General features: G+C 55.2%; 6 protein-coding genes. All 6 read right to left on the minus strand.

What is annotated here, in order from left to right:
- Positions 1–516 precede the first annotated feature (516 nt).
- From MHH48_RS25165 to dhbC, 6 genes are read right to left on the minus strand one after another with little or no spacing between them, the layout of a single operon-like run.
- Positions 517–1,968 (minus strand): MDR family MFS transporter, encoded by a 1,452-nt coding sequence (locus tag MHH48_RS25165; protein WP_076325765.1) that lies wholly within the window; start codon positions 1,966–1,968, stop codon positions 517–519.
- Positions 1,965–2,192, minus strand: a complete 228-nt coding sequence (locus tag MHH48_RS25170; protein WP_076325764.1) for an MbtH family protein — start codon at positions 2,190–2,192, stop codon at positions 1,965–1,967. The genes MHH48_RS25165 and MHH48_RS25170 overlap by 4 nt, the downstream gene beginning before the upstream one ends.
- Positions 2,176–9,417, minus strand: a complete 7,242-nt coding sequence (locus MHH48_RS25175; protein ID WP_076325763.1) for a non-ribosomal peptide synthetase — start codon at positions 9,415–9,417, stop codon at positions 2,176–2,178. Before MHH48_RS25175 ends, MHH48_RS25170 begins: the two co-directional genes overlap by 17 nt.
- 12 nt (positions 9,418–9,429) lie before the next feature.
- Positions 9,430–10,401 (minus strand): isochorismatase family protein, encoded by a 972-nt coding sequence (locus MHH48_RS25180; protein WP_076325762.1) that lies wholly within the window; start codon positions 10,399–10,401, stop codon positions 9,430–9,432.
- A gap of 45 nt (positions 10,402–10,446) precedes the next feature.
- Positions 10,447–12,090 (minus strand): (2,3-dihydroxybenzoyl)adenylate synthase, encoded by a 1,644-nt coding sequence (locus tag MHH48_RS25185; protein WP_076325761.1) that lies wholly within the window; start codon positions 12,088–12,090, stop codon positions 10,447–10,449.
- Complete coding sequence (gene dhbC / locus MHH48_RS25190; RefSeq protein WP_076325760.1) at positions 12,087–13,331, minus strand: isochorismate synthase DhbC; 1,245 nt, start codon at positions 13,329–13,331, stop codon at positions 12,087–12,089. Before dhbC ends, MHH48_RS25185 begins: the two co-directional genes overlap by 4 nt.
- Positions 13,332–13,369 lie beyond the last annotated feature (38 nt).

Genomic DNA, 13,369 nt, shown 5'->3' on the forward strand with positions numbered 1-13,369 from the left:
AAAAATAAGCCGTTTTATGACATCTGTGCTTGTGATTGATATATAAAGGCTCTTCGCTAGCTTGTTGCAATAATCAATGATTTACGATTACGGCTATGCTATTGTTTGTTTCATCTATCATCTGAGGTTATATTTGAAAGCCTCCTACGTTGGGTAACGGTTACCGCTTCTGTTAGCTACTTCCCGGAGCTGGGGCGGTACAGATACAAACAATCGAATGCGGAACCAAGAAGATACCGTGTTCATCATCATATCGTCCCATCCCTCCTTGAAGTTTATAATGCATTACCTTGATATCAATTTATCAGTTAATTGATTAACTGTCAAGATAGAGACTCTTGATTTAAAGATTTTATATTGCCATTTGATTTCCTCCTTACCCACAGGTAAAAAACCGACAATGGCTGCCTCGCCAAACTTGCCAAGACAGCCCCATCGTATAGAACACTTGCATGATTAAAACCGATCCGGGTTTTCTCCCCAAACTCCTCGTTCTTTTCTTCCTTGCAGCTTGATTTAACTCTCGGCCGGAGCGGCCTGTTCCTTCGCCGGAATCTTGGCGGCAGGTTTGCGAATCGTAGACGCCGCATCGGCGTCCCGAATCCATATCGCCGCTCCTGTACCGATGAGCAGGAAGCCTGCAGTCCCCAGCAATGCCGCGCGGTATGCCAGCAGATTCGGCTCCATCTCCCCTGCCGCGTTCACGGTCCCCGTACCAACGGCAGCCAATATGCCCGATAGAATGGCCAGTCCTATGGCAGGACCAAGCCTGTTCTGCACCGTAAACCAAGTCGAAGCGCGCCCCATTGAAGCAGGCGGGATGGTGGCGAAGGCCGCGATCTGAACGGATCCAACGGTCTGCCCGAGGAAAATGCCCACGCCAAACAGCAGGGACCGTATGAACCAAGGATTGGTACTTGCGTCCACCATGCTGAGCATAATAAAGATCAGCGCGGTTGCCCCAAATCCCATCATGATCACCCGTCTTGGACCGAGCCTTGGATACGTCCAGGGTACGAGCTGCGAGGCAACCATAAGTCCGATGGCTTCGGGAAACGTAGTCAGCCCCGTATCCAGCGCGGAAACATGCAGGGCGTTCTGATACATCAAAGGGAATACGTACAGCATTCCCAGCAACCCCGCAGAAGCACACATCGCGATGAAACCCGTCGTTCGAAACAAGCGATTGCCTAACAGCCGCAGATCCAGCAGCGGTTTCTGTGCGCTCAGCTCTACCTTGACCAGTGCAGCGAGTAGGAGCATGCCTGCCAAACCGGCGCTCCATATCTGCGGGGCGTTCCACCCAAGCAGCGGTCCCTGGCTCAGGGCGTACATCACCAGTGCAAGACCCGGCGCGGACAGAAGCAGACCTGGCACGTCCAGTTTGCCGGCATCCGGCTCACGATGTTCCTTCAGCCAGAACAGACCGAACACTAGCGCAGGAATACCAATCGGCAAACTCACATAGAAGATCCACCGCCATGTCAAATACTCAACCAGCAGACCGCTCACAATCGGACCGACTGCAGGCGCAATCGCAATGGGCAGGATGAGAGCCCGGGAGATTTTCGCGCGCTCCTGCGGCGGGAACATGCGGAACAACATCGCCATGCCGACCGGGGTCAGCAAGCCGCCGCCAATGCCTTGGATCACGCGAAACAGCGTCAGCGCAGCTAAACTGTCGGCAAAGCTGCATAGTGCCGACGCTCCCGTGAAAATGGCCAGTGCCAGCAGACACGTTCGCTTGGTCCCCCATTTGTCGCCTAACCAGCCCGCCATCGGCAGAACGATGGCGAGGCTGACCAGGTAACCGACATTCAGAATACCAGAGGCCGCAGGCGGCACTTCAAGCTCCCGGCTGATCGTCTGAAGTGCCACGTTCAGCACGGTTGCGTCCATGGCAACCACAAACATCGCGGCCACATAGACGATGCATATTACCCTTTTCGGATTCAGCCAATCGCTCATGGCCTGTGTTCCGGTAATGACCCGGCAATGTCATACAAGCTTCGTTGCCGCAGATCAACCCAGTTCTCGTTGATAAAGGCCACGCATTCCTCCCGCGTGCTAAGTCCAAAAGCCGGTGTCCAGCCGTTCGGAACAGCCGCGAAATCCGGCCAGAGCGAATATTGCCCCTCATGGTTCACCAGTACAAGAAACTTGCCGTCGACTTGCTCAAAAGGATTGGTCATGGATGAGTTCCCTCCTCTCCAATGTGGCCTGCCCTCGGGGTACAGCTGCCTCCAGCTTGCTTAGAATACACTTGCCGATATAGTCCAGAGGACCCGGCTGGCATAGATCCTTATGTCGGCATGCGATATCATGCCGTTCAATTCGCCCTCCCACATAAGGGCTCCACATCTCCGGTTCGATGGGCTCGAACCAATCGGGGATGATGGTCGAGTGGAAGAATATTATATCCCCCTCAAACTTCTTCGGAACGAACGCCTTCAACAGCTGAACCGAGTTCTCATAAGTCGCCTTCAGATTCATCATCGTCTCTTCCTCCAAGGACGCCAGCGCACTGCTCTCATTACGCAGCAATTCCAGCGCTGTCGCTATAGTTAGCGGTGTGTCTCCAAGCCCCTCTTCAATGCTCTCCTTGTCAAAGCCGCCAAGCGCCAGCAGCGCGGTCAAAGCCTCGTCTTCGTCGGGGTTTTCCTTGATCGGCAAATAATGACTTGGGTAAGCATCCAGTATGGCTAGCATTTCAATGTCTTCACCCGCCTCCTGCAGCTGTACCGCAATCGACTGAGCGACATTGCCGCCCAGAGACCATCCGAGCAGCCGGTATGGCCCTCTTGGTTGAAGGGAACGTATATGGCCGATATAGTCTGTCGTCATCTCTTCCAGTGATTTCGGCAGCTCCTCTACTTGCGCTATCCCCCTCGCCTGTAAGCCGTAAATCGGATAATCCATGCCGAGATGCTTCATCAAGCCGGCATAGCACCAGCTTAGTCCTCCAGCCGGATGCACGCAGAACAGCGGGATTTGACTTCCATGCGCCCGAAGCGGAAGCACAACCTGCAGCGCACTGGTACCGCCACCCATCTCAAGCTTGTCGACAAGGCCCGCTACCGTAGGGGACTCGAATAAAGCCGCTATGCTTAACTCTTTTCCAAGCGCTTCGCGAACCCGGCTGATAAGCCGGACAGCCAATAACGAATGGCCGCCGAGCTCGAAGAAGCCGTCATCGATACCCACCCGTTTGACTCCCAATATCTCGGCAAACAACTCGCATAACACTTCTTCCTGCGGGGTTCGTGGATGGCGTCCATCTGCATCGAACGGCATATCGGGAGCCGGCAGCGCTTTGCGATCGAGCTTTCCGTTAGGCGTAAGCGGCAGCTTGTCCATAAATACGAACGCCCCGGGAACCATGTAATCAGGAACCATCGAGGCGGCATAACGGCGCAACTCTGCACCTGAAGACAGCTCACAACTGGGCTTGCTCACAACATAAGCCGCAATCCGCCGATCTCCTGGCTGGTCCTCACGCACAATGACAGCCGCCTGCGCGAGTGCCTCATGGCGAATGAGGACCGATTCGATTTCACCAAGCTCGATCCGGAAACCCCGTATTTTCACCTGATGATCGGACCGTCCCAAATAATCCAGCGTACCGTCAGCCTGCCGCTTCGCCAAATCGCCGGTTCGGTACATTCTTGTCCCAGGCGGACCATACGGATCTGCCACAAACCGGTCGGCCGTCAGGTCGGGTCGTCCCCAATACCCCCGCGCAAGTCCTGCGCCGGCGACATACATCTCTCCGGTTACGCCATACGGAACGGGCCGAAGCTTGGCATCCAGGACATATACTCTGAGATCCGGTATGGCTTCTCCGATCATGCTGCCGGCTCCCGGCAGCGCAAGGTTCCGGTTCAATTCCATATAGCTGACATGCACGGTTGTTTCCGTAATGCCGTACATGTTGATCAGGCGCGGGGCATCGTCGGCATGACGCTCATACCAATCCGCAAGCCGTCCGAGCTCCAAGGCTTCACCGCCAAATACAACGTACCTGAGCGACAGTTTCTGCCCCATCTCCGCCTGCTCTCGATCCGCCTGAATCAACGGATAGAACGCCGAAGGCGTCTGATTCAGCACCGTCACACCTTCCCGGACCAACAAGCTCAACATGTCGTCCGGCGATCTGCTGATCGTATGCGGAACAACGACGAGTCGGCCACCGTACAAGAGCGGTCCCCATAATTCCCATACCGAGAAATCAAAGGCATACGAGTGGAATAATGTCCATACATCGGTCTCATCAAAATGAAACCAATTCGCGGTAGAATCAAACAATCGGATGACATTCTGGTGCGGTACAAGCACGCCCTTCGGTTTGCCGGTAGACCCGGAGGTATAAATGATATACGCGGCACTCTGCGGGGTAAGCGGCCTGTGACGCTCATGGTCGCTTGGATTTACTTTAGAATAACGCTGCAACCGTAAAGCTTGCTCGGACTCATCGATCACGATGCATCTGATGTTTGCCGATCCCGGCAGCCGATCCAGCACATGAACACTCGTAATGAGACATACCGGACAAGCGTTCTCCATCATGTAAGCCAGTCGATCCTCCGGGTACTCCGGATCCAGCGGCAGGTAAGCGGCCCCCGCCTTAAGTACAGCCAATATGCCGATAACCATGTCCATCGAACGCGGCAAGGCGAGTGCTACGATCTGATCCGTACCGACGCCTGCTGCAATCAACCAGTGAGCAAGCCGATTAGCACGCTCATTCAGCTCCTCATAACTCAGAGACAATCCATCATGGACAATCGCGACCGATTGAGGCGAGCGGCTGACCTGCTCCTCAAACTGCTGGGGCAAGGTTGCCTGCTTAGTGAAAGGCAGCGGAGCGCTCCACTGTCGACGGATTTCCTCACGCTCATGAACGGTTAATATATCAAGTTGACTGATGGTTTTACTTGGTTCAATGGCAGCACTCTCCAACACGCGCACATATCGCTCCGCCATCGCTTCTGCCGTTCTGCGCTCGAACAAATCTGTACTGAATTCGATTAAACCGTCCACTCCGTCAGGTTCGCCGTTCATATCCCGCCGCTCTGTCAGCTCGAAGGTTAGGTCAAACTTCGCCGTACCTACGCTTTGCAACTGCAGCTTTGAGCTGACTCCCGGCAGCTCAAGCGAAGTTTCCGGCGTATTTTGCAGCACGAGCATCACTTGGAAAAGCGGATGTCTCGCCCGGGAACGCGGCGGGTTCAATGTCTCGACAAGCCGCTCGAACGGCACATCTTGGTGCTCGAAGGCGGCCAGGCTCCTCTCCCGTACCTGTTGCAGCAGCTCGTCGAATGGTGGGTCATCCGACGTGTCTACACGAAACACAAGCGTATTGATGAAGAAACCAATCAATTGATCCAGACTGTCGTCGTTCCGGCCCGAGACCGGACTGCCGATCGGAATGTCCGTACCTGCACCCAGATTCGTAAACAGCGCCGCCATCGCAGACTGAAACACCATAAATAATGTCGCTCGATTGCTCTGCGCGAGCGTATTCAGCTGCTGATGCAGTTCACGCGAAATCGGAAACGACACGCTTCCGCCCTGATAGCTGGCGACAGCTGGCCTCGAATAATCGGTGGGCAGCTCCAATTGCTCCGGTAAATCGCAAAGTGCCTCGGTCCAATAGTCCAGCTGACGGGCGATCAAACTGCTCTTATCGCCCGAGCTGCCAAGAAGCTTCTCCTGCCAAACTGCATAATCTGCATATTGGACCGGTAACGGAGACCATTCCGGCTCACTCCCCAGGCACCGTGCGGTATAGGCATTCGATAGATCTCGTGTCAGGGGAGTAAGCGACCAGCCGTCTCCCGCTATATGATGCAGCAGCAACAGCAGAACAAACTCTTCGTTTTCCAGCTTGAACAACTTTACCCGCAGCGAGGTTTCGGTGGCAAGCTCGAATGGGTGCCTGACGGCTTCGGCCAATCGATCAGGCAGCTCCGACTCGCTGATTTCGGTCACCATCAGTTCCGGTCGTGCCTCCTCGGCGTCCAGGATGTGTTGATAGGAAGTCCCCTCTTGATCCGGGTAAACTGTGCGCAGCGATTCATGACGAGCCGTCACATCCCCCAGCGCCATTCGCAATGCGTCCACATCAAGCTCACCTGACAAGCGAGCCACAAGCGGAATATTATAGGTCGGACTCGGACCCTCCAGACGATATAAAAACCATAACCGCTGCTGGGCAAAAGATAACGGCAGATGCTCGGTCCTCATCACGGGACGCACAGCCTGTCTGGCCGCTTGCGCATAATCAAGCCGCTTAACGAGACTCGCGACCGTCGCTGCTTCAAACAGACTTCCCATGCTAAGCTCCACGCCAAAGGCCTCCCTGACACGTACCATCACCCTGCCGGCAAGCAGGGAATGGCCGCCGAGGGCGAAGAAATCATCATCAATGGTAACCCGCGGTAACCCGAGCACCTCGGCAAAAATCGTGCAGAGCATTTCTTCCTGGGGTGTCCGCGGCATGCGGCCGACTGTCAACGGATGATCCGGCGCAGGCAGCGCCTTGCGATCCACCTTTTTGTTCGGCGTTAACGGCAGCGCGTCGAGTGCCACGATAACAGACGGCACCATGTACTCGGCCAGTTTCTCTGCGGCATAATCCCGTAACTCTGCCATATTGATGAGGCTTGAAGCAGATGGAGACGGTACGATATAAGCAACGAGGCGTCGATCACCGGCCCGATCCTCACGGATGATGACACAGGCCTGCTCCACCTGGTGATAAGCCACAAGCACGGACTCAATCTCTCCCGTCTCGATACGGAAGCCGCGCAGCTTGATCTGATGATCGGCACGCCCCAAATAATCAATCCAACCATTCTCCAGCCAGCGGGCAAGGTCGCCTGTTCGGTACATCCGGGATCCGGACGGACCAAAGGGATCCGCTACAAATCGTTCCGCCGTCAAGTCGGGTCTTCCCAGATACCCCCGGCCAAGCCCCGAACCTGCAATATACAGCTCACCTGTTACGCCTGGCGGAACCGGCGAGAGTGAAGAATCGAGCACATACAGTCTCGTATTCCACACCGGTCCCCCAATGGATGGCTTGTCCCGTTCATGATCGAGCTTCGCCGCCGTCGAATAAATCGTTGTCTCCGTCGGTCCATATTGATTATTCACTTCACAGTTTAGATCTTGCAGCGCAAGCTTAAGACCGACAGGCAGCGCCTCGCCCCCAGTGATGACTTTCAGACGCTCAAACTTTTCTGGACGGCAAGCGACAATGGACTGCCATAACGTCGGGGTCGCCTGCATGACGGTCGTCCCGGTTTCCCGAATTCTGCCTATGAGCGCCGCTGCATCGAGAATGGTATCCCGCATCACGATGTCGAGCGTCGAACCGCAGACCAACGGCAGCAGCACCTCCATGACCGAGATGTCGAATGACATCGTGGTAACCGACAGCCAGCGATCCCGCTCCCCAATCTCCAATCGCTCGCGCATATCCGATAGCAGATTGGCAAGTCCTTCGAACGTGAGCAGGACGCCCTTGGGCCGTCCTGTGGATCCGGACGTATAGATAACATAGGACGGGTGAAGCGGCAGCAGCGGACGTATGCGATCATCATCGACAGGATTATGAAACGCCTGCTGCTCCAATCGCTGGTGGGTAGCCGGAGCATTCAGCACGATCACGTCCTTGTCTTTCATGACAGCTGCGAAATTTCCAGCCAGCTCCTGTGTTGTGATCAAACACGCCGGCTTCGCATCTTCAAGCATATAGGCGATCCGTTCATCCGGATAATCCGGATCTAACGGCAAGTAAGCCGCTCCAGCCTTATGCACGGCCAGGATCGCAACGATCATGTCCGCCGAACGGGGCAGGGAAAGGGCAACGATTCGTTCAGGACCTACTTCACGGGCAATAAGTAAGCGAGCCAGGCGGTTCGCTCGCCTGTTCAGCTCCTCGTAACGAAGGGTTAACCCTTCGCATACCACCGCCTCCGCCTGTGGGGTACGTGTCACCTGCTCCTCGAATAATTCCGGTATGCTTAACTGTGGTAAGGGACGAGCCGTATCATTCCATTGAAAAAGCACCTTGTCGCGTTCTTCCGGCAAGATAAAGGCCACGCTTCCTACAGAATGGGCCGGCTCCGCTTCGGCCAAGTTGTCCAGCAAATACAAATAGCGTTGTAAATGGGACTCTAACTCCTCCAGGTTATAGATCAAGGGATTGGCATCCATATCGACTCTCAGCCCGTTCCCATCCGAACTATCCAAACTTCCATATACGTTCAAGGTCAAGTCATCCACCGGTCCGGAAGCCAGGTTACGGACGCTGCCGCCGAAACCACCAAAGTTCAATTCCGAAGCAAAGGGCATCACATTCACGAGTGGTCCAAATAACCTGCGGTTATCGGCGAGCAGCTTGAGATCGCGCCGGATGTCCTGATGCCTGTAGCGCTGATGCCGCTTGATCTCGCGAACCTCCCGTGCGACCTGCTGCAGCAGGTTGATCAGACTCATATCGGGCCTTATGTGCGCCCGGAGCGGCAGCACATTCATGACCATCCCTGGTATACGGATGGAGGCCGAACCTAGGCGACCCATCACCGGCAATCCAAGCACAACATCCTCAGCGCCTGTTATACGGTGTATATATAAGGCCATTGCAGCCGCAATTACATCCGGCCAGCTTGTCCCTGATGCTTGTGCGACCTCCTGTAAGCGATGGATCGAAGATTCGGGAAGCTGCACCGATCGGCGCAGGAAGCTGCGTGCCGAACGCTGTGCCTGACCGCCTAAGCTGACGACCTCCGGCTCATCGACAAAGCGCCGCAGCCAGAATTCACGATCCGAGTTGAGCTGCTGCGACATGCGGTATGACGTATCTTCTTCCAGGATCGTACGAAACCTGCCGAACGCTCCTATACCGGAAGATACTCCGCCCGCCAATTCCGTGTAGACTTGGGAAACTTTTTGCAGCAGAAGCGATACGCCGAACCCATCGATTACGATATGATGAATGCGTTGGTACCAATAGTAGCGATCGGCAGCGATCTTGAACAGCGCCTCCGTAAACAGCGGCCCTCGGCTCAGATCGACCGCTTGGGCAAGATCATGTTCCATCCAGCTTTGGGCAGCATGATGGGGATCCTTCTCCCCGCTGACATCCAGCACATGGAGGACCCAGTCCGGAGATGGATCGATCGACTGCCAAGGCCCGTCCATATCTTCGCCGAAGCGAACATGCAATGCATCCGCCTCCACGACCACTTGACGTAAGACCCTCTCGAACAGAACCGGGTCTATAGGTCCTCGTATTTCAATGCATTCCGCCGTGTTGAATATTGGATTGACCGGGTCAAGCTGCTGGGCGTACCAAATCCCCAGCTGCGCTCCGGACAGAGACCAGCGCTCCTTCTCCCGCTCAAGCATATCCATCCCTCCTTACACCGTATAGTAATCATAATTAGGCCGCGACAAGCACAGCTTATCCGACAACAATTCCCACCAACCCGCCAGTGTAGGCCGCTCGGCCAATTCCACAAAGCTGATATCGATGCCTCCACGCCGCAAACGCTCGGCCAAACTCATGATTCGAATGGAATCCAGCCCCCAGTACTCAATCAGATGGTCATCTTCGCCAATATTAGACGACTGCTCCTGCAGCAAATCTGCTACGTTCTCTCGCAACGTTTGCAGCGTCAACAGCGGTAGTGCGTCCGCAGAACTCTCCCCCTCTCCGCTTGGAGCTACAGAATGCTCCGAGACCGTATGCTGCCCTTGGGTTAACGAAGCAACCAAACGTTCCGTGGTCAGCGTAACAGCGCAGCGTTCGGCTGCATAAGTCAGTGCCAGACGATGCTTCTCTTCCGAAAAATCGGCAAGGGCATCCGCAATGAAGAATGGCTGTATGTCTTTCATAAAAGCTTCGGTTGCGGTCAGCAAACAACCGATATGGGCGTAAATCCCGCAGATCATCAGCTGGTCGCGGCCTTGCTCGCGCATCATTTCATGCAAATTGGTTTTCTGAAAGGCGCTGTATCTCCATTTGGTTAACAGCAGATCCCGCTCTGTTGGCGCCACCTCATCCACGAATCTCTTCTGGTAAGGACCGTCATTGATGCCGGACCCCCAGAAATCCTGCAGCAGACCACGCTGCTCCGGTGCTTGTCCGCCAGGTTGTGCCGAATAGATCACGGGAATGCCAAGCTCATCACAACAAGAGCGAAGGTTCTGAATATGGGCGATCAGCTCAACGACAGGCGATTGATCCGGAGTGAACGCGTCGATGAAATATTGCTGCATATCGTGGATGAGCAGCACGGCACGGTTGTGATCTGCCGTCCATGCCACCTTATTCTTGGGCAGATCCGCCTCCCCAGGCATGGGATAAGGTAAAATCTTAGGAAGTGCCATCATATCTCCTCATTTCTAAATGAATTGGATATATTCACCCGAGCGTCATGATGTTTGTATCGCTAGTTCGCGCAGACTCTTTTTGCTTACTTTACCGACACCCGTGTGCGGGAAGGAATCCATAAACTCCACCCGATCCGGGATTTTGTATGCAGCGAGCCCCCTATCTCTGAGAAAAGCCTTCAGTTCATTGCCGCTAACCGCAGCATCATGGACGATAACGAATGCACAGGTCCGCTCGCCCAGATACTCGTCCGGCATGGCGACCACGGCTGCATCGTGCACGCTCGGATGGGCAAGCAGATGATTCTCGACCTCCTCGGCCGCGATTTTGTCACCCCCGCGGTTAATCTGATCCTTGGAACGGCCTTCGATCACCAGGTATCCTGAGGGCGTCATGCTCGCCAGATCCCCCGTTCGATAGAAGCCGTCTGTGGTAAAAGCCTTTTCGTTAAACTTGTCCGCTTTATAGTAGCCGCGAATCGTATAGGGTCCCCGTGTCAGCAGTTCCCCCACTTCACCGGGAGCCACCTCCACGTCATCCTCATCGACCAGCCGCACTTCATCATACGGGGACATCGGACGCCCCTGCGTATGCACCGTTATCTCTTCTGGGTCATCCAGCCTGGTATAGTTCACCAAGCCTTCCGCCATCCCGTATACTTGCTGCAGCGTACATCCCAGCACCGTTTTTACCCGCTTGGCTGCCTCTACACTGAACTTGGCCCCGCCCACCTGCAGCACCTGAAGGTGGGATAGATCATCCGAGCGGGATTGTGCGGCCTCAAGCCAGATTAAGGCCAAAGGCGGGACGACCGCCGTTATTGTTACGGCCTCGGAGGCGATCAGCGGAAACGCCACCTCCGGACTCGCGGACCGGGCAAGGACAACTCTCCCTCCCGCATACAGCGTCCCCAGTACGCCCGGCGAGCTAAGCGGAAAGTTATGGGCAGCGGGCAGTACCGCCAAATAAACGCTATCCTTATCCAGCGAGCAGATTTCGGCGCTCATGCGCAAGCTGTAAATATAGTCGTCATGCGTGCGCGGAATGAGCTTCGGCAGTCCGGTCGTCCCGCCGGACAGCTGCAGGAACGCAACATCGCCGGGATCGGGGCCTTCCTCGTCTAATTCGCTTGAAGGACTGCCCGAATCATCGAGATACAGGTCATCCAGGGATAGAAATGAACCCGAGCCCGGGTCGCCTGCAACGATGACATGGCGCAGCGAAGGAACCGATGCTTGAACTTGAGCTGCCAAGTCCCGGTAATCATATCCCGAATCCTGATCCGGTATAATATAAGCGGCAGCTTCGCTGAATCCGCATAGATATACGATTTCGCTCCGGCGGTGGACGGGCAGGGCGAAGACAGGAATTGCCCCGATGCGGAACAGCGCAAATATCGTATCGAAAAATGGCGCGATATTCGGCAGCTGAACGATAACCCGTTCCTGCGCTTTAATCCCGAGCTTAAGAAATCCCGCTGCTAGGCGGTCCACCCGGTTGTCCAGCTCAGCATAACTTGTACGCTGATCGCCACTCACGATCGCAGTCCGCTCCCCATGCGCTGCCGCACGCTTCCGCAGCAGCGCTCCAAACGTTTCGCCCTGCCAGCATCCTTCCTCCCGATAACGGGCTGCAAACTCCTCCGGCCAAGCAGCCTTACAACCTTCCAATTCCAACATCCTCATTCCTCCTCCAAAAGCGTTGTCTGTTGCTCATTCAAGCCCATGGTTGCAAGAATCGTGCGGAATTTGGCTGACGTCTCGGCCAGCTCGGCTTCCGCATTGGAGCCTGATACGATTCCGGCTCCCGCAAACACCCGCAGTAAGGTTCCTTCCGTTTCCGCGCAGCGAATCGTTACGGCCCACTCGCCGTCTCCGTTAGCATCCGACCAACCAACGGCCCCCGAATAGAATCCGCGATCAAACGGTTCGATCGCTCGTATGACATCCCTGGCCGCATCGGTTGGCGTGCCGCAGATCGCCGGTGTCGGGTGCATCGCCAGAGCAAGATCCAACGACGTTACGGAATCATCCTTCAGGACGCCGTTGATTTCGGTAGACAGATGCCACATGGCATTCGTGTGGATGAGGGTAGGTTCGGCGGGAACTTCCAACTTGCTGCAAAAAGGCTGCAAAGCCGACGCCACAGCATCAATTACCAGGGCATGCTCATATCGGTCCTTAGCGGATGACAGCAGGGCTGTCGCCCGCCGCTTATCTTCAACGGGGTCGGTACTCCGCGCGGCGGAACCGGCCAAAGGATTCCCCTTGATTCGAAGCCCCTTCTTCGTTACGAGCAGCTCTGGGCTTGCCCCAAACAGAGTCCTTGTAGATGCAACGGCATCCGGACTGGAAGCGTGGGGTAACTCGGGTGCCAACGGAACGGCAAACGTATAGCCATGGGAGTGATGATAAGCTAAGTGATTCAATATATGAGGAATGGACAATGCATGAGGAAGCGTGATCTCCAGTGTTCGGGATAGCACCGCTTTATGGAGTGTTTCTTGACTAATCAGATCCAGCAACCGGTTCACGCCTTCCTTGAACGCCGCCGGTTCAGGAACGGACAGCACGTTATAACTGGAAATCCGGGGCCTTTCCGGGGCTTGGCCTGTAGAGAATAGAAGGGAATTATACCACTGAGCCGTAAGCGGAATAAACAGGTTCGCCGGCTTCAATATGTCAAAAGGGATGGCGCCTACAACAACGGCATCCGACCGTCCCGCTTGCTTGGCGAGGTCCAGCAGTTCCCAGACGCGTTCCGGCAGTGAACTATGATCGTTCCCTGAGGGAATCAAAAGTCTTGAATACTCTCCATGCGTTAACAACGTCTTGCGCGGGGATGAGAAGAAGAAGGACGAACCGACCCGGTATTGTTCCATAAGTTGCACAGCCTCGGCTGCGGTTGGAGCATCATACTGTAACATTTCAGTCTCCTCTCTGCTTATGAGCCTACCATTTATCG

Source organism: Paenibacillus sp. FSL F4-0100, assembly GCF_037993005.1.
GTDB lineage: Bacteria > Bacillota > Bacilli > Paenibacillales > Paenibacillaceae > Paenibacillus_AQ.